General features: G+C 72.4%; 13 protein-coding genes. 5 read left to right on the top strand and 8 right to left on the bottom strand.

The window, feature by feature from the left end; all coding sequences use genetic code 11:
- Nucleotides 1–12: 12 nt before the first annotated feature.
- The 5 genes from ABD747_RS05635 to glgX all read right to left on the bottom strand — a co-directional run bounded on the left by ABD747_RS05635 (nucleotide 13) and on the right by glgX (nucleotide 14,411).
- On the bottom strand, nucleotides 13–2,508 hold the full coding sequence (locus tag ABD747_RS05635; RefSeq protein ID WP_344802241.1) for an ATP-binding protein: 2,496 nt from the start codon (nucleotides 2,506–2,508) through the stop codon (nucleotides 13–15).
- Between the two features lie 124 nt (nucleotides 2,509–2,632).
- Nucleotides 2,633–5,782, bottom strand: coding sequence for a WD40 repeat domain-containing protein (locus ABD747_RS05630; protein WP_344802239.1), 3,150 nt, complete (start codon nucleotides 5,780–5,782; stop codon nucleotides 2,633–2,635).
- Between the two features lie 8 nt (nucleotides 5,783–5,790).
- On the bottom strand, nucleotides 5,791–11,151 hold the full coding sequence (locus ABD747_RS05625; RefSeq protein WP_344802237.1) for an RHS repeat domain-containing protein: 5,361 nt from the start codon (nucleotides 11,149–11,151) through the stop codon (nucleotides 5,791–5,793).
- A gap of 18 nt (nucleotides 11,152–11,169) precedes the next feature.
- Nucleotides 11,170–12,090, bottom strand: a complete 921-nt coding sequence (locus tag ABD747_RS05620) for a hypothetical protein (protein WP_344802235.1) — start codon at nucleotides 12,088–12,090, stop codon at nucleotides 11,170–11,172.
- 182 nt (nucleotides 12,091–12,272) lie between these two features.
- Nucleotides 12,273–14,411, bottom strand: a complete 2,139-nt coding sequence (glgX, locus tag ABD747_RS05615) for a glycogen debranching protein GlgX (RefSeq protein WP_344802233.1) — start codon at nucleotides 14,409–14,411, stop codon at nucleotides 12,273–12,275.
- A gap of 224 nt (nucleotides 14,412–14,635) precedes the next feature.
- On the opposite strand from glgX, the gene ABD747_RS05610 reads away from it, so the two are divergent.
- The gene (locus ABD747_RS05610) at nucleotides 14,636–15,424 is read left to right on the top strand and encodes an enoyl-CoA hydratase/isomerase family protein (protein ID WP_344802231.1); all 789 of its coding nucleotides are present in this window, start codon (nucleotides 14,636–14,638) and stop codon (nucleotides 15,422–15,424) included.
- Nucleotides 15,425–15,446: 22 nt separating this feature from the next.
- Here ABD747_RS05610 and ABD747_RS05605 read toward each other — a convergent pair whose 3' ends face one another.
- Both ABD747_RS05605 and ABD747_RS05600 read right to left on the bottom strand, forming a co-directional pair.
- Nucleotides 15,447–15,851 carry a DUF6855 family protein gene (locus tag ABD747_RS05605; RefSeq protein WP_344802229.1) on the bottom strand — a complete coding sequence of 135 codons (405 nt, stop codon included), beginning with the start codon at nucleotides 15,849–15,851 and terminating at the stop codon, nucleotides 15,447–15,449.
- A 73-nt stretch (nucleotides 15,852–15,924) separates the two neighbouring features.
- A complete protein-coding gene (locus ABD747_RS05600) occupies nucleotides 15,925–18,660 on the bottom strand; it encodes an AfsR/SARP family transcriptional regulator (protein ID WP_344802227.1) in 2,736 nt (911 codons plus the stop codon).
- A gap of 150 nt (nucleotides 18,661–18,810) precedes the next feature.
- Here ABD747_RS05600 and ABD747_RS05595 point away from each other — a divergent pair, with 150 nt between their 5' ends.
- Together ABD747_RS05595 and ABD747_RS05590 are read left to right on the top strand one after the other, a co-directional pair.
- Nucleotides 18,811–19,623 (top strand): electron transfer flavoprotein subunit beta/FixA family protein, encoded by an 813-nt coding sequence (locus ABD747_RS05595; RefSeq protein ID WP_344802225.1) that lies wholly within the window; start codon nucleotides 18,811–18,813, stop codon nucleotides 19,621–19,623.
- 18 nt (nucleotides 19,624–19,641) lie between these two features.
- On the top strand, nucleotides 19,642–20,586 hold the full coding sequence (locus ABD747_RS05590) for an electron transfer flavoprotein subunit alpha/FixB family protein (RefSeq protein ID WP_344802223.1): 945 nt from the start codon (nucleotides 19,642–19,644) through the stop codon (nucleotides 20,584–20,586).
- 292 nt (nucleotides 20,587–20,878) lie between these two features.
- Here ABD747_RS05590 and ABD747_RS05585 read toward each other — a convergent pair whose 3' ends face one another.
- On the bottom strand, nucleotides 20,879–21,805 hold the full coding sequence (locus ABD747_RS05585) for a type IV toxin-antitoxin system AbiEi family antitoxin domain-containing protein (RefSeq protein WP_344802221.1): 927 nt from the start codon (nucleotides 21,803–21,805) through the stop codon (nucleotides 20,879–20,881).
- Between the two features lie 501 nt (nucleotides 21,806–22,306).
- Here ABD747_RS05585 and ABD747_RS05580 point away from each other — a divergent pair.
- The gene (locus tag ABD747_RS05580; protein WP_344802219.1) at nucleotides 22,307–23,491 is read left to right on the top strand and encodes a cysteine desulfurase family protein; all 1,185 of its coding nucleotides are present in this window, start codon (nucleotides 22,307–22,309) and stop codon (nucleotides 23,489–23,491) included.
- Between the two features lie 7 nt (nucleotides 23,492–23,498).
- Entirely contained in the window at nucleotides 23,499–24,569 is a 1,071-nt protein-coding gene (mnmA, locus tag ABD747_RS05575; protein WP_344802217.1) for a tRNA 2-thiouridine(34) synthase MnmA, read from the top strand.
- Nucleotides 24,570–24,577 lie beyond the last annotated feature (8 nt).

Below are 24,577 nucleotides of genomic sequence, written 5' to 3'. Positions count from 1 at the left end.
GGCCGGCCGGCGCTAGCCCAGTTCCTGCAGCACGGTCTTGGGACGGGCGATGGCGAGCGCCTCGTCGATGATCGCATCGAGGCCACGGTGCCGGCCGTCGGCGATCGCCTGTCGTCGGTCGGTCTCGTCCAGCCGCCCGACCGGCTCGGCCAGCGCCGCGAGCAGCACCTGCCGTTCGGGCTCGGGCAGCGTCCAGCCACCGGCGTCGCGGATCCGCTGGGCGGCCGAGGCGAACTCCAGGGCCTTCCGGGCACGGCCCCGTCGGGCCTCGACCGAGGCGCACCCCTCGAGGCCGTACGCCATCCCGCGGTAGGTACGGACTTCGCGATGGATCTCCAGCATGGCGACCCAGCAGTCGGCCGCCTCGTCGGTGTCGCCGGTCCGGAACGCGACATCGGCCAGACTGCCGATCACCGCACCCACGAGGTCGAGATCGCCCGTGGACTCCATCACGGGCAGCGCCGTCAGCAGGGTCGTGCGTGCCTCGGCCAAGCGACCCATCCGGGCATAGCCCTGGCCCATCATGTTGAGCCCGTCGCCGGTCAGCGCCGGATCCTCGGCGCGGCGGCCGAGCTCGAGCTGCCGCTCGAAATGGGCCATCGCCTCGTCGACGCTGCCCGCCGCGAGCGCCGCCTCGCCCAGCAGCCGGTGCGCCTTGCTCGCCACCCGCGGGTCGTCCAGCTCACCGGCCATCGCCAGCGCAGCGCCGGCCAGCTGGCGGGTCTGGTCCAGGTCGTTCCGCATACAGCCGAATGACGCGGCCTGCAGCAGAGCCACCATTCGCAGCTCCGGAGGCGCCACGCGAGTGTCGGCCTCGATCGCGAGCAGGCGCTGCAGGTATGCCATTCCCTCGGCCAGCAGCGAGCGCCGGCTCCACATCCGCCCGGAGGCGGTGACCAGCCGGAGCGCGTCCACTAGGCAGTCGGGATCGTCCGCGGCACGCTCCACCGCCCAGTCCAGTGCCGCCCTGATGTTGGCCTGATCCAGGTACAGCCGGTACAGGTCGGGGTCGGAGTCGGCGCCCGGCCGCGGCGGGCCCATCAGCTGGGCGGCACGAGCGAAGTACCGGAAATGTGCTCGGCGGATACCGTCCACCTCGACCAGCTCACCGAGCCGGCCCAGCGCGTACTCGCGGACGGGCTCGAGCAGCCGGAATCGCGGAGATCCGGTGACCGCCGCCCGGTCGACCGGCTCGAGCAGGCTCTGGTCCTCGAGCTGGACCAGCAGCTGGAGCACCTGCTCGGCGGGCTGACCGGTCACCGCCGCCGCGGCGGCCGCGTCGAACGAGCCGGCGAACACGCCGAGATGGGCGAACAGCCGTCGCTGCTCGGCGTCCAGCAGGGTCTCGCTCCAGGCCAGCGCCGCCGCCAGGCTCTGCTGTCGGCGCGGGCGGTCTCGTGGGCCGGGCCCGAGCCAGCCGAGCTGGCCGGTCAGGCGCTCCAGTACGGCGGAGGGGGAGAAGGTGCGGATCTGGGCGGCGGCGAGCTCGATGGCCAGCGGCAGCCCGCCGAGCACCCGGCAGATCTCCGCGACCGCGGTCAGCTCGGCACCGGCCGGGTCGAACTCGGGCCGGACGGCGCGCGCCCGCTGGCAGAACAGGACCACCGCGTCGCTGGACCGGATCGACATCGGGGTGGCGATCACCGAGTCCTCCGGCAGCGGCAGGGGACGTACCCGGTACTGCTGCTCGCCGTACAACCGGAGCACGACACGGCTGGTCACGAGCAGGGTCACTCCGGGGGCCGCCGCCAGCAGCCGGCTCAACAGGTCAGCGCCGGCGGCCAGGTGCTCCAGGTTGTCGAGCACCACCAGCATCGTGGCCGGCCGGAGGGCGCGGATCAGCTGGGCCTCGGTAGCACCGCCGGCGTCCGGGGCGAGCCCGAGCGAGCGGAGCACGGCGTCGGCGATCAGCTCCGGATTGGTCAGCGGGGACAGATCCGCGAAGGCGACACCGTCGGCAAAGTCGCCCGTGGACAGCTGGCCGACTCGGAGCGCAAGCCTGGTCTTGCCGGTGCCGCCGGCACCGAGCAGGGTGACCAGGCGCGAGTGCCGGAGCAGGCCGAGAACGGTCTCGACGTCCTCGGACCGGCCGACCAGCGAGGTGATCGGTTCGGGCAGCGGCGCCGGACGCAGTGCGGGCACGCTGTCGTCGGTCCACCACAGCGGAGTCGGCGGTGCAATCTGCGGCGGCGGGGCGGCGGGCGGTCCGGGCTCGAGGTCACTCAGCGGTGGCTGCTGCGCAGCTCGCGCGACGATCTGCGGCGGCACGCTGGCGAGCCGCAGCAGGTCCTCCGCCTCCCGACGGCTGGCGATCCCGCCCCACTCCGCCAAGGTGGCGACGATCGCCACCGCGTCGCGGCTGTTGAGGATCGAGCCCGGCGACCCGTTCAGCTTGTGGCTCAGGACGTGCGGATGCAGACCGATGTCGCGAGCGAGCTGCTGCTGCGTTCGGCCGGCCGAGCGTCTGGCGGTGCGAACGCGTGCCCGGAACGTCGCGAGGTCAGCCACCCCCACCTCTCACTCGGGCCCACTGCGTCCGATCGCATCGATCTTTCGCCATACAGCCTAAGTGAGGGATGCCGCCGGGGCGAGCGGGTGCGGTGGCCCGCGGCCGGCAGTGGATTCGATGGGTTCAGTTGGCCTCGCCCACGTTGATGTTGCTGACCGGGATCTGTTGACCGTGGGTGACGACGAAGGTGTCGATGTTGTCGGCGGGCTGGAAGTTGGTGGCGGCGTCGGCGAACGTCACCTCGCCGTTGTTGACCGAGAGCGGAGCTGCGGCGACGGTGTGCTCGTCCTGACCCTGCTTCTGTTCCAGCGGGAGGCTGTTGGTGGCGGTCTGGGCGGTGTAGCTGAACTGCAGTCCGATCCGGAGATCGTGGGTCACCGGGTCCGTGGTCAGGTACGTGGCCGGGTTCGACGTCGTGCTCGTGCCGACGGGGTCGGCCAGCCGGCAGACGTTCGTGTTGGTGTAGTCGCCGGTGCAGCCGGTGAGGTAGAAGCCGTTCGTGACCGAGAGCTTCGTACTGGGAGCCGCGGTGACCTGGGTCAGCAGGACCTTTCCGTCGACGTCGATGTCGCCGCCGTTGCCCCCGGCGTAGCCACCCACGAAGCCGTGGATCTTCTGGACACCGGTCTCGGTGGTCGACAGGTAGCCGTACCGGCCACCGACCGGGGTTCCGGCTTTCCTCGGGGCCGCGTCGGAACCGTCGTTGGGGTACGCGCCGCGGTACGGGCTTACCCGGGTGTAGCCCGAGCCGTCCTCGGGGATCAGGCCGGTGATCAGGTCGCCGTCGGCGTCGCGGTAGTACAGCTTCTGGTACGCCGGGTCGGACAGCGGCAGCGGCGCGGAGCTGGTGGGTGAGTAGATCTTCACCGTCAGCGGCGACTGGTCGAGGCCGTTCGCGTACGGGGTCGCGGTACCGTCGCACGCGTCCGAGCCACTGATCGGGCAGATGGTGACCCCGCTGACCTGGGCACCACCGGCGACCGGCGTCAACCGGCTGAGCTGGACGATCCCGGACGCGCGACCGTTGCCGATCAGGAAGTCCCTGATCTGCGGTCCGGAGCCGGGCGCGGGGTTCTGCCAGTAGAAGCTCACCGGCGCCAGGGTGATGGTCCCCGAGCTGGTGGCCCGGTTCGGCAGGCCCTGCGGGACGAGGTAGCCGAGCGGGATCACGCCACCGGCGTCGGTCGTCCCGGTGACCGTGATCGGGGCCAGCACGGTGGCGATCCGCTTCGGGTTCGAGACGGGCAGCGCCCAGGTGCTGGCCGCGACGTCGATCCGGTAGACCGGACGGTCCGTACCGGCGGGGTCGAGCTGAACGCCGGAGACGCTGAGCGGATTGGTGCCGACCGGCTCGACCGGACTGCTGATGGCGATCTTGGCGGTGCCCAGCGGCGGCCCATAGCTGTTCTGCTCCACGACGGCGGCGCCGAGCGAGCCGCCGACCACCGTCGTGTGGTAGCCACCGGCCCGGTCGGCTACCAGCTTGACGGTGCTGCGCTGGGCCGGCCGGCCAACCGGGGCGAGCGTCAGATACGAGGCCCACTGTCCGACGAAGTCGCTGCCCTGCGCGCAGTTGCCGCTGATGGCCGCGGTCAGACCCCCGACGTTGTAGAAGTCGGTGAACTCGTGGGCGGCGAGGGTGACCGTGCCGGTGTTCGGCATGCCGTCGCTGCCGGGCAGGTTCGGCGCGAACCAGCAGCCGTACGCCTCGGTCGGCCGGCTGGCGAAGGACACCACGATCGACTGGTCGCTGGTGTTCTCGAAGCGGATCGCGCCGGACTTGTAGCCGGGGAACCAGGACTGGATGCCGCCGACGTCGGTCGTGGTGACACCGTTCGCGGCGACGGCCTGCGGTTTCAGGGTGGTGCCGCCGTCGTAGCGCAGGACCCGAGCGGAGTTGCCCTTGCTGCTGACGGCCACCAGGTCCTGGGCCCCGGCCGTCCCGGTCACCCGGTCGACGAAGGTCAGCGCGTCGACGGGGTCCTTGTTGTCGGTGGCCGACGCCTTGAGCGTGCTGCTGCTGGTGGCCGGGTCCCACAGCCGTACGCTGCCGTCGCTCAGCCCGAAGGCGACCACCGGCGTCTTCTTGTCCGCCAGCAGCCCGACAGCGGTGGACAACACCGCGGGGTCGTAGTTGATGTTGCCGACCTTGAAGTCCCAGTACGTCGGGTTGGAGATCGCGCCCGCTGTGCTGACCTTGATCGCGTAGCCGATCCGGGTCGCGCTGGCGACCCCGAACGCGAGCAGCCCGCTGCCGGTGGGGTCCCAGGCGAGCGAGGTCACCGGGGTCTGGTTGCGGTCGTCGACGAAGCCGTTGTAGGTACTGCCCACCTGCGCGCCGGTGTCGGCGTCGAGGACCCACACGCCGAGCTGATCCGACTTCCCGCTCGGGTAGCTGGGGTAGGGGCCGGACAGGTTCAGCCCGGCCGCCAGCACGTTGCGGGTGCCGATCTTCCCGGTCGCCAGCGCCGTCACGGCGAGGGTGACCCACGGTCCGACGACGATGTTTCCGCCCGCCGCGTCGAAGTGCTTGACCCAGATCGCGCAGCCCGCGGACGCGCAGGTTCCGTCGGCCGGCAGCCGGTACAAGGTGACGAGGCCGTCGGCGGTGGTGGCGTCCTTGGTGTGGCCGGCCATGTAGAGCGCGTCCGGGGTCCAGGCCAGGTAGACGGCGGCCAGCTTCTGCGCCGACGCGAGGTCGCCCATCTTCGTGTTCATCGGGCTCCACAGGGCGCTCGCCGAACCGGGCTCGGTGAGGTCGGTCGGGGTCGATCGCAGCAGGGCTCCGCCTCGCTCCGGGGAGTCGTAGATGTTCAGAAACCCGTTCTCCACCACGGCGCGCTGCTGGTGGCCGACGTTCATGAAGTCGCCGGTGGTGCCGTCGTGGCGGACCCGGGGCAGCAGCCGCGACAGGTCGGCCGGCAAGGTGGTGGCCGCCAGCGCCGAGACGGTCGTCTTCTTGGTGGTGGTGGTGGTCTTCTTCTTCGCAGTCGCCTTCTTCTTGGCAGTCGCCTTCTTCTTCGCAGTCGTCTTCTTCTTGGCAGTCTCCTTCTTCTTGGCAGTCTCCTTCTTCTTGGCAGTCGCCTTCTTCTTGGCAGTCATCGTCGGATGGCTGGTGACCGTCGCCCGCTCGCTCGACGGACCGGGCGACGGCTTCGGCGTCGCCTGCGCGGCGCCCATGGGCGCCAGCACGAGGGTCAGGGCGACCACCGCTGCCACCAGGGCTCCGTAGCGGCGGGAGGGTCGCGGAGCGCGACCATCGAATCCGGTCATGGCTGTCCTCAGTTGTCCGTTCGGGTGACGAGCACGTTGTCGTTGGTCATGTTCACAAGTCCGGTGCCGATGCCGGGCTCGTTCGTCAGCGTCGCCGGCACGGCGTCGCCGGTGAGGATCAGATCGGCCGGCACTCCGGGCGGGTCGTTCACCTCGGTGCGGGTCGTGTTGGTGCGGACCTGCTCCTGCGCCTCGTTGGCGCCGTTGACCGCGGTCTGGCGGAGCAGGGGCCGGTCGGCCGGGAGCTCGAGCGTGACCTCGGGATAGATGTGTTCGAAGTAATCGGGCGGCGGAGCGGCCGGCAGCTCCGGCAGCGGCGGCAGCTGGGCGGGCACCAGCAGGTCCGGATCCTGCCGTTGCTGGTTCGCGTTGTCCGGTTGACGCAGCGGATCCGCCTGGTTCTGCTCTGTTCGCGGAACGATCTGGCCACCGCCGTCGCCCTGGTTCGCGCCGGGCGGGTCGACGGGATCGTCGCCATGCACCGAAGCGCGGTTCGCCTCGTCCGGTACGACCTGGGTGTTGTTCGTGGCATCGATCGCCAGGTCGTTGACGGTGGTGCTGGCTCGGGCCGCCTGCGCCTGCTTGGCGGCCGCGGTCGCGTCCTCCAGTGCCGCGACGGAGCTGGCGGTGGCACCCTGCACGGCGCCCGCGCCGCCGGCGAGGACGGAGGCCGCGGTGTTGACCAGGCTGACCATGCTGCGCTGGTCGGTGTCGAAGTAGCCCTTCCCGGTCGCCAGGATGCGGTCGTCGTCGATGGCCAGGGCCGCGCTGGTCGCGGCGCCGGTGAGGTTGGCGGCCACCGCGAGGGTGGACACCACGGCGTTCGCGACGACGGCACCCGTCACCTCGGCGATCGCCCCGTAGCCGGCGGCGGCGATCGCGCCGAGCACCGGTGCGAGACCGGTCACGATGGTCAGGATCGCGGTGGCGACGAAGATCACCGCGAACAGTCCGTCCATCACGGCGTCGATGATCGGGTCGTGGCCGGACAGGTCGGAGTAGACGATCGGGTTGGTCCGGAATCCCTGGTAGAGGTTGTGCGCGTCCACCGGGTCGGGACCGGTGAACCGGCCGGTGACCGGGTTGTAGCTGCGGTCGGCGTACCTGATCAGGTTCAGCGCGACGTCGGTGATCGGACCCTGGACCGCGGCGCCCGCATAGCCGAACGGGTTGGTCCGGCCGCCGTCGAGGACACCGACGGAGATCCGGCGCCCGTCTGCCCGCGCCGGCGCGCCGTAGTCGGTATAGCCGTAGCCGGCGGTGATCGCCCCGGTGCTGTCGACGACGGCGGTCACCGAGTTGTGCCGGTCCCGCAGGTAGTAGCCGGCACCCGGTCCGGTGGTGGTCGGGGCTGCCGCGGCGCCCGAGACCCCGCCGGACGCGGCGGCACCGGCGACCAGGGTGCGGGCCTCGCGGCCGGTGCTGATCAGGTACGAGGCGGTGGTGCTCGTGCCGGCGGCCGTACCGGTGTCGCTGGTGCTGTCGTTGAGGAGCGCCCCGTCGACGCCGTAGTGGTAGCTGACCGTGCTGGTGCTGCCGTCCGGCGCCTTGGTGGTCGCCGAGCGCAGCGTGCCGTCCGGCCACCGGGTGTAGCCGATCGTGGTGCCGTCGGGCCGGCTGAGCGTGGCCGGCGTGCCGTCGGCGGTGTAGCTGGTGGTGAGCCCGGTCAGCGAGGTGAGGACGTGGCCGTCGTCGTCGAAGGTCTGGCCGGCGGTCTGGCTGCCGGTGCGTTGACCGGTCAGCCGGCCGGACGCGTCGATGGTGTTGCTGGTGGTGCTGGTCGAGATGATCGGCCGGATGCCCGCGGTCCGGGTGGTCGTCTTGGTCGCGGTCACGTCGCCCGCGACGTCGAGCGTGTACGCGGTCTGGGTCGCGGCCGGTGCGGTGGGGCTGCCGTCGGAGCCGAACGATCCCGGGTACACGGCCGAGCCGGTGAGCCGGTTGTAGGCGTCGTAGGAGTAGCGCGTGGTCCAGGTCAGCGGGCCGCCCGGCACGGCGTTGCCGCCGCCGGGCGCGATGGTGTCGACCCGGGTGTCGACGTTGCCGTGGTCGTCGTAGCTGTACGCGTGCGACTCCAGCACCTTGTTCGCGGAGTCGGTGGTCGACTGGACGGCCAGCCGGTTGTCCGCGGTGTAGGTGTTCGTGGTGACGACGCCGTTGCCCCGCTTGACGGTCTGGACGCGGTCCATCGCGTCGTAGCCGTAGCTGACCGAGGCCAGCAGCGCGCTGCCGCGCTTCTGCGTCGCCGAGGCCATCGTGCCGTCGCCGGGGTTGTAGACGTAGCTGGTGACGGCTCCGGTGATGTCGGTGCTGCTGACCAGCTGGCCCTTGTCGTTGTACGCAGCCGACGTCGCCGTCCCGTCCGGGTAGCCGACCGAGGTCCGATGGCCGTCGACGTCGTAGCCGTAGCTGATCGTGGCCGTCCCGTCGGTGACCGTCTTCACCTGCCCGGCGCCGGGCTGGCCGGCGGGTACCCGGGTGTAGGAGATGGTCCGGGTCGCCTTCCCCGGTGCGGTGACGACGATCTTGGCCAGCAGCCCGCTGACCGGGTCGTACGTCCTCGTGGTGACCGCACCCGACGGGCTGGTCTTGGTGGCCGGCTGCCCATCGGCGGTGTAGGTGTAGTGCGTCACCCGGCCCGCCGGGTCGGTCGCGGCGACGACCTCGCCGGTTGCGTCGTAGCTGACCGCGACCGCCGTACTGACGTCGCTGCCCTGGTGCAGCGTGCGCGAGATCGCGTCCCCGCTCAGGCTGCGGACGGTGCTCGCCGTGATCGCGGCTCCCGGGAAGTCGCCGGTGGCCTGCGGAGTGGCCGTCGAGGAGACCGCGAGGCCGCCCGGACCGCTGTGGTCGGTGGTCAGCTCGAGGTCGCCGCCGGTGGTCGTGGTGGGCTGACCGATCCCGTTGTACGCGGTGGCGGCGTTCTGGTCCGCCGGCAACGCGAGCGTCTTCGCCACAGCGGAGCCGGCGGCGAAGCTGGTGTCGGTGCCGATCGCCCGGCCGCGGTCGTCGTAGCTGGTGACCATCGAACTCGTCGCCGCGCCGGCGCCGTCGGGAACCACCGCACTGGTCGAGGTATGGGCGGCGCCGTCGTCGTAGCTGCTCAGCTGGGTGACGCCGCCGGCCCCGACCTTGCTGACGACCCGGCCGAACGCGTCGACGGTGGTGGTGGTCGTCCGTCCGGCCTGGTCGGTCGCGGTTGCCGTGGACCCGTCGGCGCTGTAGCTGGTGCTGGACAGCGTGCGGGCGCCGGGATCGGTGGTGAACGCCCGGTTCCGGACGTTGTCGGTGACCGAGACGGTGCGGCCGAGCAGGTCGACGGTCGACCGGGTGATCCGGCCGTCCGGACCGCTGACCGTGGTCTGAGTCGGGGTGTAGGCGGTGGTCGTGGTCAGGCCGCCGGGGGTGGTCGTCGAGACCTGCCGGCCGATGGCGTCGTAGCCGAAGCTGGTCTTCCGGTCGGCGGCGTCGAAGTGGCCGACCGGCTTCCCCGAGACCGTGTCGATCACGGCCGTGTTGTGCTGGGCGTCGCCGGTCCCGGCACCGGTCGTGGTCGTCAGCGTCACGGTCTTGGCGTCGCTGCTCAGCGTCCGCGAGAAGGTGGTGACCATGCTGTCCGGGCCGCCGCCGCGGCCGTCACCGGGATCCGGTCCGGCACCCGGCGCCCAGGCAAGGGTCCGGCTGGCGACCTGGCCCGTGCCGTCGTAGGTGTAGCTGACCGTCTGGCGCGCCGTCGGCGGGTGCCCCGGCTGGCCGACTGAGGTGGTGGTCGTGCCGATGGAGAGCGCCGTGCCGGACCCGGTGAACGTGTTGTCGGTCTGCGCGACGCTGCCGTCGGCGCCGGTCGTCGTCTGCTTCTGGATCAGGCCGTACGGGCCGTAGCCGGTGACCGTCACCGCGCCGGTCTCGTCGGTGGCGGAGGTCACCCGTCCGTGGTCGTCGTACTGGGTCGCGACGGTCGTCGTCCGCGGGGCTGGGCTGGGGGTCAGCCCCTTGCTGCTGGTGGCCGCCGAACTGGTCAGCGACGCGGTCTTGGTGCGGGCCCAGTTGGCGGGCAACTGGTTCGGGAAGGTGACCGCCACCGGGTACGTCATGGTCTGGGTCTGCGCGAGGATCGGCTGCTGGCTGCCGGGCGGGGCCACGCCGACGGTGCGCTGGACGAGGCGGTGCAGCGCGTCGTAGGTGGAGACGGTGGTGGTGGCGCCGGTGGTCAGGCCGGCGGAGTAGTAGTAGCTCGCGTCCCCCGACGAGAACAGCGTGTCCTTGCCGTTCGCCGGCAGGTGGTTCGGATACCCGGTGTAGTTGTGCCGGTTGTTGGCGCTGGGCAGGCCGTGGTCGTTCGTGGCGGGCAGCGCGGGGTCGAGATCGAACCGCTGCGTGGGGGAGAGCTGGTTGTTGGCTCCGTCGGTGACCATCACCGTGTCGACGGCGATCAGGCCCTTCTCGTACGCCGGCTCCTGGTAGCCGATCCTGGTCTTCGCGCCGGTCGCGGCGGTGACCGTGGTCAGCAGCGGCTTGGGCGCGTCCTTGACGGCCGTCGCGTCGAACGTCGTGACGTTCCCGACCGGGTCGGTCACCTTCAGGGTCTGCACGCCGTTCGCCGACGAGCGGTCGATGGTGGTCACCGAGGTCACGCCGTCGGAGCGCTCCGGCGAGATCACCTGGATCTGGCTCTGGGTGGGGTAGCGGAAGGTCGTGCTCAGGCCGTACGAGTCGACGATCGACAGCGGCCGCCACTGGCCGCTGACCGGCGACTGCCAGGCGATGTCGGTCCGGTTGCCGAACCGGTCCGCCCGCGCGACGAGGTTGCCGTTGACGTCGAAGTAGTCGGTCCGGCCGTCGTCGTAGGCCAGGGTGTACCAGTAGGCGACGGCGGGTGCGCCGGCTCGGGCCCGCAGGGTCTGCGCGGTCTGCAACTGGGTGAACACCAGGTCGGCCAGCTTGTAGTCCGCCAGCCCGCTGGGGGTGGTGGGGTCGAGCAGGTACGACCCGCCGCTCGCCGGGTAGACCCGCTTCTGGCCGTTGGTGTTCACGAACGAGGTGGACAGGCTCCAGCCCGCACCCCAGCCCGAGCGGTCGATCGACGCGGTGGCCCGGGCCTGTTGCCAAGACAGCGAGAACGCGATGCCGGCGTCGCCGATGCCGCGGATGTCGGCCACCGGCACGGAGACCGAGAACTCCCCGGTCCGCGGGTCGACCCGACCACTGAGCCCGGTGCCGAGCGACAGGCTGCCGACCGGCGCCGTCGTGGCGGCGCTCGCCCGCGGCGGCGGCGTGACCAGGTACACCGCAAGCAGGGCGAGCGCGACGGCGGCGACCACGCCGGCGAGCGTGCGACGATGGGTTCGGGCGGGCTGCGGGGACGACATGGCGTACTGGGTGCGGCGTCAGCCGACGGCGGCGGAGAGGGCCTTGCGCAGCTTCCCGATCAGCGCCGCCCGGCCGCCCTTCGCCCGGGCCGCCTGGGAGAGCGGCGTCAGGCTGTTGCCGACGTTGACGCCGCCGGAGACGTCGAGCAGGAACCACGCCTCGCTGGAGCTGTACAGCCGCACCGTGTGGTAGCCCTGCACGACACCGGCGGCGACGAACGCGAAGTTGGCCAGGGTCTGGCCCTTCACGTAGTTGATCGTGCTGGCCACCGGGCGGACGCCCGGCGGGTAGAGCGCCGCGAACCCGTTGGCGGCCGCGCCGGTCACGGTGAGGTTGGCGAAGACGGCCTGCAGCGCGTAATCGTCGCCGGTGACCGCGAGTCCGATGTCGATCCACTGGCCGGCGGCGAGCTTGCCGCCGGCGGTCAGGGCGTTCGCCGACGACCGGCGGATGACGGCGGCTCGACCGGCTGCGGTCCGGAGGTCGAGCCGGCGGACGGGCGCTGTCGCGAACGGGGTCGGCATGCTCGCCAGGTCGGCGCCGGTCGCCAGGTAGGTCGTGGTCGCCCCGCCCGGCAGATCCACGCCGACCAGCGGCCCGAGATCGGTGCCGACCATCTCGCCGACGTCGAGCTGGCCGGGCCAGACCGCCGACAGCGGCTGGAGCTTCAGCGAGGGACCGTCCGCGTTCTCCAGCGCCAGGGCGGGCGCGGCCCCCCCGCTATCGCCGCCGATTCTCAGAGTGGTCGTCGAGTCGGCCTCGTTGCCGCTGCCGAGCTCTAGCGGGTCGCCATCGGCGGCGAGCGCGGCCTCGGGACGGGCGGCCAACGTCGCGGCGCCGGCCGCGATGCCGGCCACCAGCGCGGTTCGCTTCAGCAGTCCCCGCCGTGCGAACGCGGTGTCGGCGAGTTGCGCCGAGGTCGAACTCTCGTCTGACATGATCCCCTCCAGCTGCCTCGCCTTGACTGGTCGGCGCGACACTGTTCGGCGCGACGGGGCTTCACGCTAACGGCGTGATCCGATCGTCAGCCCGGGTTCTGTTGCTCGAAAGTTGCTCCACAGTTGCTGGCATCTGTGCGGTGGACCGCGTCCGGTCGTACGAGTTCTGAGCTGGCGTCCGACTAGTCGACCTGGAGGATCGCGACCGTCCGTCCGGGGAGCTCCAACGTCGTCCCGGCGGCCAGCTTGCCGGTCGGCAGCTCGCCCTCGATCCCGGAATGGGCCAGCACCCGGTAGGTCGACGCCCAGAATCCGTCCGGCAGCGCGACCTGGACCGGGTCGGCGCCGCCGTGGATCCAGATCAGGAACGCGTCGTCGGCCTCCCGGTCGGGGGAGTCGTCGGCCAGGTAGATGCCGAGCGTGCGGCGGGTGCCGTCCTGCCAGTCGGCCTCGGTCATCTCGGCGCTGCGGCCGCCGAACCAGGCGAGGTTCTTCCGGCCGGTCGGCGTGCCGGTGCTGTCCAGGATGGTCTCGCCGTGCCGGAACCAGGTCCGGCGCAGCACCGGGTGCTCGGCTCGCAACCGCAGCAGTGCCTGGGTCAGGTCGGTCTGGTCCGCCCAGGCCGCCTCGGTGTCCCAGTGCACCCAGGAGATGTGCGAGTCCTGACAGTAGGCGTTGTTGTTGCCCTGCTGGGTGCGGCCGAGCTCGTCACCGGCGGTGATCATCGGAACTCCGGCAGCCAGCACCAGGGTCGCCATCAGGTTCTGGGCCTGCCGGTGCCGGAGCGCCTTGATCTCCGGATCGTCGGTCTCGCCCTCGTAGCCGCAGTTCCAGGACCGGTTGTCGTCGGTGCCGTCCCGGTTGGACTCCCCGTTCGCCCCGTTGTGCTTGACGTTGTAGGTCACCAGGTCACGCATGGTGAACCCGTCGTGGGCGGTGACGAAGTTGATGCTCGCCGTGGCCGGCCGGTTCTGGTAGTCGAAGATGTCCGGCGAGCCGACCAGCCGCTGCGCCAGCTCGCCGACCCCGTGGGTGTTGCCCCGCCAGAAGTCCCGGACGTGGTTGCGGAACCGGTCGTTCCACTCGCTCCAGTCGTCGCCGAACGACCCGACCTGATAGCCGTACGGCCCCAGGTCCCACGGCTCGGCGATCAGCTTGACCTTCGACAGCACCGGGTCGGTGCGCAGGATCTCCTTGAACGGGTGCCGCTGGTCGACGTGGTGGTGGCGGTCGCGCAGCAGCGTGGTGACCAGGTCGAAGCGGAAGCCGTCGACGCCCATCTCACTCACCCAGTAGCGCAGCGAGTCGATGATCAGCCGCAGCGTGCCCGGCTCGGAGCTGTCCACCGAGTTGCCGCAGCCGGTCACGTCGTAGTCGGTCCGCAGGTCGTCGGTCAGCCGGTAGTAGCCGGCGTGGTCGATGCCCCGAAAGGCCAGCGTCGGCCCCTCGTGGCCGCCCTCGCCGGTGTGGTTGTAGACCACGTCGAGGATCACCTCGATGCCGGCCTCGTGCAGCGCGGAGACCATCTCCTTGAACTCGCGGACCTGCTCACCCATCGTGCCGACCGAGCAGTACGCGGCGTGCGGGGCGAAGAAGCCCAGCGTGTTGTAGCCCCAGTAGTTCGCCAGGCCGCGCCCGATCAGGAACGGCTCCGAAACGAAGTGGTGCACCGGCAGCAGCTCGACCGCGGTCACCCCCAGGTCCAGCAGGTGCTGGACGACCGCGGGATAGGCCAGCCCGGCGTACGTCCCGCGCAGGTGCTCGGGCACCGCCGGGTGCAGCTGGGTGAAGCCCTTGACGTGCAACTCGTAGACAACGCTCTCGGCCATCCGGCGGCGGCGCCGCAGCGGCGCCGGGGCGGGCGTGTTGCCGACCACCACGCTGAGCGGCACCGCGGTCGCGGAGTCGGTCGGGTCCGGCTCGTAGTCCGACTCGGGGGTGTGGTCCAGGATTGGGCCGGAGTAGTCGACGCCCGAGGTGATGGCCCGGGCGTACGGGTCCAGCAGCAGCTTGGCCGGGTTGAACCGGGCGCCGCGCTCGGGCGCCCACTCGCCGTGCACCCGGTAGCCGTAGCGCTGGCCGGGGCCCGCGCCGGGCACGAAGCTGGTCCAGATCCCGTCGCCGGAGACGGTCATGTCGTAGTTCTGCTGGCTGCGGTCCTCCGCCACCAGGGCGAGCTCCACCCGGGTCGCCCGGGGAGCCCACAGCCCGAACTCGGTGCCGCCGTCGCGGACGTGCGCGCCGAGCCGGCTGGTGTCGACCGAGGTCGCCGCCGCGACCGTGTCGGGAGGCTCGGTGTCGAAGATGTCGATCGTTGTCATATCGGGTTGCCCTTTCGGGTCGAGCGCCCTCTTGGGGAGGATGTGGTGCAGTTGGCTTGTCTGGACGTTCAGACGATATTCCCGCCGAGGCTGGCACTATTTTGCCCGTAAAGATGGCGCCGCGGAGCTTTGGAATACATCTCGCCGTGCCGGACAGCAGGGAAGTTGCGACGCGGCGGCCGGTGCCGCGGCGAGGCGTCGGCCCGCCCGTCTAGAGTCGCGCCATGAGCGAGGCAGCCGACGAGGTCCGGGTGGAGGTGTCCGACGGAGTCGCTGTGCTCCGGCTGGACCGGCCGAAGATGAACGCGCTCAACGCCGGGATCCAGCGTCGCATCGGCGAGGCGGCGGCGCAAATCGACGCCCGCGATGACGTGGCCGCCGTCGTCCTCACCGGCGGCGAGCACGTGTTCGCCGCCGGCGCGGACATCAAGGAGATGGCCACCATGACCTACGCCGACATGGTCGGCCAGTCGGTCGTGCTGCAGGACACCTTCTCCGCCGTCGCCCGGATCGGCAAGCCGGTAGTGGCGGCGATCAACGGCTACGCGCTCGGCGGCGGCTGCGAGCTGGCGCTGTGCGCCGACGTCCGGATCGCCTCCGACGAGGCCGTGCTGGGCCAGCCCGAGATCAAGCTCGGCATCATCCCGGGTGCCGGCGGGACCCAGCGGCTGGCGCGGCTGGTCGGGCCGGCGCGGGCCAAGGAGCTGATCTTCACCGGCCGGTTCGTGCAGGCCGACGAGGCGCTGCGGATCGGCCTGGTCGACCAGGTCGTGCCGGCCGCCGACGTGCTGCCCACCGCGCTGGCCTGGGCCCGGCAGTTCGTCGGCGCGGCCTCGATCGCCCTGCGGGCCGCCAAGACGGCGATCGACCGGGGCCTGGACGTCGACCTGTCCACCGGCCTGGAGCTGGAGCGGGGGTTGTTCGCCGGGCTGTTCGCGACCGAGGACCGGACCATCGGCATGACCTCGTTCGTCGAGCAGGGTCCGGGCAAGGCGCGGTTCGTCGGCCGCTGAGCCGGTCCCCGCGCGGGTGCTATCAGCGGGGGAGCGCGCGGACCTTGTTGTTCCGCGGCTGGTGGGTGAGCTCGGCGCGCCCGAGCAGCTCCAGCAGCGGGGGGACGTACATCCCGAACCGGCCGCGGTAGCCCTTACGCAGCCCGTACCAGCCGCCGACCGGGTTGTCCTCGGCCCGGCCGAACGCCTCGACGGTGCCCGGGGCAGCCGGCTTCTGCTCGTCGGCCGCGCCGAGGTCGACCCAGTCGCCCCGGCTCAGCAGCCAGTCGTGCAGGTCGTCGATCGCCCGCAGCCGGTACCGCAGCTGAGTCGTTCCGACCTGACAGAACAGCGTCGGCTCGTCCAGGCTGTCATCGGCCCACATCGTGTACGTCGACGTGCCGGGCGCGGTCGTCAGCTGCCACGGGTCGTCCTTGGTTCCGGCCATCTGCCCACTCCTCGCGCTCGGTGGCGTCCGCCCTCTCGCATTCTGCCCCTGCTTCGGCGGAGCCGTGGTGAGTTCAGGCGGCCAGCACGCCCGCCAGCCGGAGCAGCCCGGCCGCGTCCGCCCGGGCCCGGCGCGCATCCTCCCCCCGGCCGGCGGCGGCATAGCTCTGCGCCAGGCTGCTCAGGGTCTCGGCCCGGATCACGCGCCAGCCCAGCTGCTCGGCCAGCTCGGCGGATCGCCGGTACGCCCAGACCGCCTCGTCGTGCCGGCCCAGGGCCCCGAGCGCGTAGCCGATGCTGTCCAGCGTGATCGCCTGGCCGGAGCGGTCGTCCAGCTCCTCGAACAGCGCCAGCGCGCGGCGGCAGTTGGGCAGCGCCTCCGCGGCGGCATCGAGGTGGGCCTGGTGCCAGCCGATCGCGTTGTAGGAGTTCGCCTGGCCGAGCCGGTCGCCCGCGGTCGCCTGCAGCTCCAGCGCCCGGACGTCGTGCGGCAGGGCCAGGTCGTGCCGGCCTTGCTTGGCCGCCAGCCGGGCCAGCGCGCGGTGCACCCCGGCCTCCACGCCCGGGTCGGCCAACCGCTGGGCGCGCTGCAGGGCGAGCTCGAGCACCGGAGCGGCCGGCCCGAACGCCCGCAGCCCGATCCGGCTCCGGCCGAGCCCCACCAGTGCCGCGATCTCGCGGCGCGGGTCGGCGAGCCGGGCCGCCCCGGCCACGGCCAGCTCGGACAGCCGGCCGAGCTCGCGCCAGCAGCCGATCGCCCCCAGGCGGTCCTCCAGGCAGTGCGCCAGGTCGCAGGCGGCCGCGTCCCGGCCGGTGCCGGACGCCAGCTCGGTGGCGGCGACCAGCGCGGCCGTCTCGGCCGCGACGTACTCCTCGCCGACCCGGCCGGGCTGCCCGGCGCGGCCCCGGTAGAAGTCGAGCAGCCGGTCCACGGCGGCGCCGGCGTCGGGCCGGGCGCGGCCCAGCTGGGCGGCGTACAGCTTCACCAGGTCGTGCATCCGGAACCGGCCGGCGTAGGGCTGCTCGACCAGGTGCAGCGCGGCCAGGTCGCGCAGGAGCGCCGCTGCCCTGGCCGGCGGCACCCCGCAGACCGCGGCGACGGCGTCCGGCGCCAGGGTCGGACCGGGGGCGAGACCGAGCAGGGCGAACGCCTCAGCCGTCGCCGGGGCCAGGGCCGCAACGGAGGACGCCAGCGCGGTCTCCAGATCGCGGGCCGGGTCGTCTCCACCGAGGGCGGACAGCCGGGTCAGCTCGTCGGAGAGCTCCTCGGCCAGCGCCGCCAGCGGCAGGTGCGGGGTCAACGCGCCGCGACCGGCGACCACGGCGAGCGCCAGCGGCAGGCCTGCGCAGGCCGCGACGATGCTCGCCACCGCGGCCGGCTCGGTGGCCACCCGGTCGGCGCCCAGCCGTTCGCTCAGCAGCGCGCGCGAGCCGTTCGGCGCCAGCATCGCCAGCGGCAGCAGGGTGGCCCCCGGATCGGCGGCCAGACCGGTCATTGCCGACCGGCTGGTGACCATCGCTGCGGCCGGACCGGATGGCGGCAGCAGCGGCCGGGCATGGGCGGAGTCGGCCGCGTTGTCGGCGACCACCAGCACCCGGCGGCCGGCGAGCAGGGTGCGGTAGAGGCCGACCAGCGCGTCCAGCTCGGCGGGGACCGCGGCCGGGTCCGCGCCGAGCGCCAGCACCAGGCAGTGCAGCGCGCTCTCGGTCGACATCGGGCGCCGACCGGAATCGAAGCCGCGGAGGTCGACGAACAGCTGGCCGTCCGGGAAGTCGGCGGCGTGGTCGCGGGCCCAGCGGACGGCCAGCGAGGTCTTGCCCACACCGCCGGTGCCGGTCAGCGCCACGACCCGGCACTCGGTCGTGTCCCGCAGCAGCGCCCGATCGAGCCGGACGCGCTGGTCGAGCCGGTCGACGAAGCCCGCCGGTCCGGGCGGCAGCTGGTGCGGGACCGGCCGATCGCCGCCCGACCCGTCGCCCCGCCGGCCGGTGGGCCGGGCTGCCGATCCGGACTGCAGCACGAGCTGCTGTACCTCGCGCAGCGCCGGACCCGGCTCGGTGCCCAGCTCGTCGCGCAACCGGCGCCGCACCCGGTCGTACGTCGTCAGCGCCTCGCTGGTCCGTCCGGTCCGGTGCAGGGCGAGGACCAGCTGACCGGCCAGGCGCTCGTCGTACGGCTCGGCGGCGCTCGCCGCGATCAGGGCCGGCAGGATGCGTTCGGCCTCGCCGAGCCGGAGCGCGAGATCGTTGTGCTCCAGCTCCAGGCAGCGGCGCTCGTGGGCGAGGGCGCGGCGCTGGTCGTCCAGCCAGGGGGAGGCCAGCCCGGCCAGCGGCTCCTCGCGGCTGATTTCCATGGCCTCGCCGAGCGCCACCAGGGCAGCGGCGGCGTCGCCGGAGTCCAGCCGGCTCCGGGCCAGCCCGCGGAGCCGGCAGGCGCGTGCCAGATCGACGGTGTCGGGGTCGCAGGCGAGGACGTACCCGCCGGCGGAGCGCTCGATGCTCAACCCGGCGACGCCGGACAGGGATTGCCGCAGCCGGCAGATGTAGCTGCGCAGGGCCTGTCCGGCGGCCACCGGCGGCTCTTGACCCCAGACCCGCTCGGCCAGCTCGCCGATCCCGACCGGCCGGCCGGCGGCGAGCAGCAGCACGGCCAGCACGGACCGCTGCCGAGCCGGTCCGAGGTCGACCCGCCGGCCGTCGTACTCGACGCTGAGCGGGCCGAGCAGCCGGACCGCCGGCCGGCTCGTCGCGTCGTTCTCCGAACGGGCGCGGGGCGTGACCCGGAGACTCCTCTCCCGGTCACGCCCCATCGCTGTGCTCCCCAAGCCCTCCGCCTGATCGGAAGAAGTCCGGCGAGCTCGCCTGATACGTCCGCGGCACTACTGTGAGACCCACTCGGCCGGCCGCGGCCCGGACCTGATGGCGTAGACTAAGTTACTCGCGAGTAATATAGCCCGAAGGTGAGCAGCGAGAGCGATGGAGCGAGCGAGATGAAGATCGTCGTCTGTGTGAAGTACGTCCCCGACGCGACCGGTGAACGCAGTTTCGCCGACGACGGGACGGTCGACCGCGAGGCGAGCGACGGCCTGCTGTCCGAGCTGGACGAGTATGCGGTGGAGCAGGCCCTGCAGCTCGCCGACGACGGCGACGACGTCGAGGTGGTGGCCCTCACCGTCGGCCCCGACGACGCGGCGGACGCGATCAAGCGCGCCCTGCAGATGGGTGCCTCGGCCGGGATCCACGTGCTCGACGACGCGATCCACGGATCGGACGCCCTGGGCACCTCGGCGATCCTGGCGGCGGCGATCGAGCGGGCCGACCCGGATCTGGTGATCTGCGGGATGGCCTCGACCGACGGCTCGATGGGGGTCGTCCCGGCGATGATCGCCGAGCGCCTCGGCTGGCCGGCGGCGACGATGGGCGCGACCCTCTCGCTGGCCGGGCGGACGGTCACCATCCGCCGCGACACCGACACCGCGAGCCTGACCGTCGAGGCGGACCTGCCTGCCGTGGTCAGCGTCACCGACCAGTCCGGCGAGGCGCGCTACCCGTCGATGAAGGGCATTCTCGCGGCCAAGAAGAAGCCGGTCGAGGAGCTGACCCTGTCCGACCTCGGCATCGAGGAGGGTTCGGTCGGGCTGGACGCGGCCTGGACCAAGGTCGCGCAGACCGCACCCCGGCCGCCCAAGGAGGCCGGTCGTGTGGTGACCGACGAGGACGGCTCGGGCGCCGCGTCGCTGATCGAGTTCCTGGCCGCCGGCAAGTACATCTGAGAAGGGGAGCGCAACAACATGTCTGACGTTTTGGTGGTGGCCGACCTGGTCGACGGCGGCGTCGCCAAGCCGAGCCTGGAACTGCTCACCCTGGCGCGCCGGATCGGCACACCGGTCGCGGTCGTCTTCGGCTCCGCCGACGCCGGTGCCGCCGCGAAGCTGGGCGAGTACGGCGCGGAGCGGGTGCTCGCGGTCGCCGACCCGGCGTTCGAGGAGTTCCTGGTGGCTCCGAAGGCGGAGGCGCTGGCCCAGCTGGCGTCGTCCACCGGCGCCGCGGCCGTGCTGATCAGCTCCGGCGCCGAGGGCAAGGAGGTCGCCGGCCGGCTGGCGGTGAAGCTCGGGTCCGGGCTGATCACCGATGCGGTCGACGTCAGCTCCGACGGCTCGACCGTGCAGTCGGTGTTCGCCGGCAACTGGACGGTCAGCGCCTCGGTCACCCACGGCACCCCGGTGATCACGGTCAAGCCGAATGCGGTCGCCCCGGAGCCCGCCCAGGCAGCGGGCACCGTGGAGGAGGCGTCGGTGAGCATCTCCGACGCGGCCAAGGGGGCCCGGATCGTGAAGGTCGAGGAGAAGGCCGCGAGCGGCCGGCCCGAGCTGACCGAAGCCGCGATCGTGGTCTCCGGCGGCCGCGGCACCGGCGGTGACTTCGCCCAGGTCGAGGCGCTCGCGGATGCGCTCGGCGCGGCGGTCGGGGCGTCCCGCGCGGCGGTGGACTCCGGCTGGTACCCGCACGCGTACCAGGTGGGCCAGACCGGCAAGACCGTCTCCCCGCAGCTGTACGTCGCCGCCGGCATCTCCGGCGCCATCCAGCACCGCGCGGGCATGCAGACCTCGAAGTCGATCGTGGTGGTGAACAAGGATCCGGAGGCCCCGATCTTCGCCCTGGCCGATCTCGGCGTGGTCGGCGACCTGCACACCGTCCTCCCCGCCGTCACGAAGGAGATCGCCGCGCGCAAGTAGCCCGCCTCGCGCAAGTAGCGCGCCTCCGCGCGGCCAACCGCCCCTCGTGCGACTCCGCACCCCGGGCAGCGACTCCGCACCCCGGCCACCGCCCCCGTGCGGACTCCGCACCGCGGCCAACCGCCCCCGTGCGACTCCACCCCGGCCAACCGCCCCCGTGCGACTCCGCACCCCGGCCAACCACCCCCCGTGCGACTCCGCACCCCGGAACTGGACTCCGCACCCTGCGCGCAGGGTGCGGAGTCGCCCTCCGGGGTGCGGAGTGCGGCGGCGTCGTCGGACGCGAACGGGTTCACCACCCGGATCGAGGGCGCCCGGCGGCGGACCGGTCGAAGGCGCGCAGGATCCGATCGCGAATGACCTCCGGGCGTCGGAGATCGGCCCAGGTCCACCGGACGACCTGCCAGCCGGCGTCTCGGATGGCGTCCTCTCGGAGCTTCTCGTCCCAGACGACATCCTCGACCGTCTCGCCCGGCCTGAGCAGCCGGCCGTACTTGATCTTGCCATCGAACTCGCCCACGGTTCGCTGCTCGGCCCAACCGAAGTCGCTGCGCGCGACGAAGTCGCCGCGGCCGTCGACGATCTCCAGCTGGAGCTCCGGGTGGGGCAGGTTCTGGTTGATCAGCTCGACCCGGCTCGCCGATTCGCCGGCGCTCTCGCTCCGTGGATCCAGCATGGCGACGGCCTGCCGCGCCTGGCGGGTACCGGGCCAGCGCTCCATCCGGGACAGACCTTCCGCGAGCTCGTGACCGGTCAGGCCGAGCAACAGGGCGCGATCACCGGCGGCCACGGTCTGGGCCAGCGTGGCGGACCGGCCGAGGTCGAGGACCGTACGCGCGAGGCTGGTGACCGGGATGCCGTCGATCCGCACGACGTCGTCGGGCGGGAGGCGGCCCAGGTGCACGTGGACACTGTCCCGGCGCTTCCCGCCGTAGCTCCTCGGGTGCGTCAGGTGAACTCGGCCGATGGCGTCGGGCCAGACAGGGAGCCGGTGGAGTGTGGCTGCCGAAAAGTGGCTGATCACGGCACCCTCGCCGAGGAACCGCGAGGTCGCCCGGACCAGTCGACGGTGCCGCTCCTCGACGGTGCACGGCGACGAGGGGCGCATGAAGACCCCGCGGCGTACGCGTTCGAGCTCGCCGGAGCGCACGAGGCGCCTGATCTCTGGATGATCGAGCCCACGAGCTCGGAGGGTGTCGAGCGAGATGATGTCGTCCATCCGCACATCACAATGCAGATTGCAAGGGGTGGGACCGACCGTCAGGTAGATCTGTGGACAACTTTTTCGCCCCACCGACGGCTCGACGGCGACCTGTGGACAGGCCTCGGCGCCGACGAAGGGACTCCGCACCGCGGAGATCCACTCCGCACCCTGCATGCCGGGTGCGAAGTGCACCTGCGGGGTGCGGAGTCCACTCGGGGCCGGCTGTACCGGGTGCGGAGTCCACTCGGGCCGGCTGTACGGGGGGTGCGGAGTCCACTCCGGCCGGATGTACGGGGTGCGGAGTCCGCCTGGGCCGGCTGGGCGGGGTGCGGAGTCCGCCCCGGGCCGGCTGCGTAGGGTGCGGAGTCGCCGCCCGGCCGCCCCGGCATGCGCCCTCCGACGCCCCACCGGCCCCCGCACCCGGAAAGTGTGCAGTTCTCGCAGTCCCGGGCGGCGTGTCGCTGCAAGACGCGCACAGTTTCCGGGGCTCGGAGGCGACCAGGCAGACTATGAGCCATGCGCAGGGTGTATCTCGATCACGCCGCGACCACCCCGATGGTGCCCGAGGCGATCGAGGCGATGACCCGGCAGTTCGCGACGGTCGGCAACGCGTCCAGCCTGCACGGCTCCGGGCGGACGGCCCGGCGGGTGGTGGAAGATGCGCGGGAGTCGATCGCCGCCCGGCTCGGCGCGTTGCCGGTGGAGGTCGTTTTCACCTCCGGCGGCACCGAGGCCGACAACCTCGCCGTCAAGGGCGCCTGGTGGTCCGGCCGAGCCGCGACCGACCAGCCGGCGCGGGCCGGCGTCGTGGTCAGTGCGATCGAGCACCACGCCGTGCTGGACACCGCCGGCTGGGTCCGCGAGCAGGGCGGTGAGGTCGCTCTGGCGCCGGTGGATGGCGGCGCCCGGCTCGCCCTGGCCGCGCTGGCCGATCTGGTGGACGAGCGGACCGCGGTCGTCTCGGTGATGTGGGCCAACAACGAGGTGGGTACGCTCCAGCCGGTCCGCGAGGTCGCCGAGCTGGCAGCTGCCCGCGGTGCGCTCAGCCACAGCGACGCCGTGCAGGCCGTCGGCCACGTCAGCGTCGACTTCGGGGCGAGCGGTCTTGACCTGATGAGTTGTACGTCGCACAAGCTCGGCGGGCCGGTCGGGATCGGCGCGCTGGTGATCCGCCGCGGGCTCGAGCTGACCCCGATGCTGCACGGCGGCGGCCAGGAGCGCGACCTGCGCTCCGGGACGATCGACGTCGCGGCGATCGCCGGCTTCGCCGCCGCGATCGAGGTCGCCGACGGAGACCGGGCCGCGGAGGACGTACGGCTGCGAGAGCTGCGGGCCGAGCTGACCGCCCGGCTGCGAACGATCGCGCCCGATGTCGTCGTCAACACACCGGACGATGTCGCCACGCTGCCCGGCATCCTCAGCGTGACGTTCCCCGGTTGCGAGGCGGACGCGATGATGATGCTGCTGGACGCCGCGGGCATCGACTGCGCGACCGGGTCGGCCTGCTCGGCCGGGGTCGCCGAACCGAGCCACGTGCTGCTGGCGATGGGCCGGACCGAACGCGATGCGCGGAGCACGCTCCGGTTCTCCCTCGGCCGCAGCACCGCACCGGCCGACATCGACGCACTGATCGCCGCGCTGCCCGAGGCGCTGGCGCGGGCACGGATGGCGGGCGCCGTGGCCGGTGCCCGAGTAGGGTGACCCGGCGATGAAGATCCTGGCTGCCATGTCCGGCGGCGTCGACTCAGCGGTCGCCGCCGCCCGCGCCGTCGACGCCGGTCACGACGTCACCGGCGTCCATCTGGCCCTGTCGAAGAACCCGCTGTCGTTCCGCTCCGGCGCGCGCGGCTGCTGCTCCAAGGAGGACGCCCACGACGCGCGCCGCGCCGCCGACGCCCTGGGCATCCCCTTCTATGTCTGGGACCTGTCCGACCGGTTCGCCGAGGACGTGGTGGACGACTTCGTCGCCGAGTACGCGGCCGGCCGAACCCCCAACCCCTGCCTGCGCTGCAACGAGAAGATCAAGTTCGCCGCCGTACTGGACCGCGCGGTGGCGCTCGGCTTCGACGCCGTCTGCACCGGGCACTATGCACGGCTGGTGTCCGGCCCCGACGGGGTCGAGCTGCACCGCGCCGTTGACGACGGCAAGGACCAGTCGTACGTCCTCGGTGTGCTGACCGCCGACCAGCTGGCCAGGTCGTTCTTCCCGCTGGGCGACTCGCTCAAGTCCGAGGTCCGGGCCGAGGCCGCTGCCCGGGGCCTGTCCGTGGCCGCCAAGCCCGACAGCCACGACATCTGCTTCATTGCCGACGGCGACACTGCCGGGTTCCTCGACCGTCGGCTCGGTACGACGCCGGGCGAGATCGTCGACACCGACGGCCGGACGGTCGGCAGCCACCAGGGCACCCACCACTTCACCGTCGGCCAGCGCCGAGGCCTCCGGCTCGGGGTGCCTGCCGACGACGGGCTGCCGCGCTACGTGCTGGACATCTCGCCGGTGACCAACACCGTCACCGTGGGACCGCGGTCCGCGCTGACGGTCCGCCACATCGTCGGCGCCCGTCCGGTCTGGACCGGCGGCCGCCCGTCCGGCCGGTGGTCGGGCCGGGTCCAGGTCCGGGCGCACGGCGAGCCGGTGCCGGCCGAGGTCAGCGCCGACGACGATCGGGTCAGCATCGACGTCGGCGCGGCGCTCGCCGGCGTGGCGCCCGGTCAGGCGGCGGTGCTGTACGACGGCACCCGGGTGGTCGGCAGCTCCACCATCGCCAGCGCTCGATGAGCCGCACC

Origin of the sequence: Microlunatus ginsengisoli (assembly GCF_039537205.1) — a bacterium.
GTDB classification, from domain to species: Bacteria; Actinomycetota; Actinomycetes; order Propionibacteriales; family Propionibacteriaceae; genus Microlunatus; species Microlunatus ginsengisoli.
This window is presented reverse-complemented; position numbering and strand designations above follow the sequence as displayed.

What these genes read in the sequence shown, in the direction of transcription:
- ABD747_RS05580 (WP_344802219.1), top strand. Translation starts at nt 22,307, where the DNA reads ATGCGCAGGGTGTATCTCGATCACGCCGCGACCACCCCGATGGTGCCC.
- glgX (WP_344802233.1), bottom strand. Translation starts at nt 14,411, where the DNA reads ATGACAACGATCGACATCTTCGACACCGAGCCTCCCGACACGGTCGCG.
- ABD747_RS05630 (WP_344802239.1), bottom strand. Translation starts at nt 5,782, where the DNA reads ATGACCGGATTCGATGGTCGCGCTCCGCGACCCTCCCGCCGCTACGGA.
- mnmA (WP_344802217.1), top strand. Translation starts at nt 23,499, where the DNA reads ATGAAGATCCTGGCTGCCATGTCCGGCGGCGTCGACTCAGCGGTCGCC.
- ABD747_RS05610 (WP_344802231.1), top strand. Translation starts at nt 14,636, where the DNA reads ATGAGCGAGGCAGCCGACGAGGTCCGGGTGGAGGTGTCCGACGGAGTC.
- ABD747_RS05600 (WP_344802227.1), bottom strand. Translation starts at nt 18,660, where the DNA reads ATGGGGCGTGACCGGGAGAGGAGTCTCCGGGTCACGCCCCGCGCCCGT.
- ABD747_RS05620 (WP_344802235.1), bottom strand. Translation starts at nt 12,090, where the DNA reads ATGTCAGACGAGAGTTCGACCTCGGCGCAACTCGCCGACACCGCGTTC.
- ABD747_RS05605 (WP_344802229.1), bottom strand. Translation starts at nt 15,851, where the DNA reads ATGGCCGGAACCAAGGACGACCCGTGGCAGCTGACGACCGCGCCCGGC.
- ABD747_RS05625 (WP_344802237.1), bottom strand. Translation starts at nt 11,151, where the DNA reads ATGTCGTCCCCGCAGCCCGCCCGAACCCATCGTCGCACGCTCGCCGGC.
- ABD747_RS05590 (WP_344802223.1), top strand. Translation starts at nt 19,642, where the DNA reads ATGTCTGACGTTTTGGTGGTGGCCGACCTGGTCGACGGCGGCGTCGCC.
- ABD747_RS05585 (WP_344802221.1), bottom strand. Translation starts at nt 21,805, where the DNA reads ATGGACGACATCATCTCGCTCGACACCCTCCGAGCTCGTGGGCTCGAT.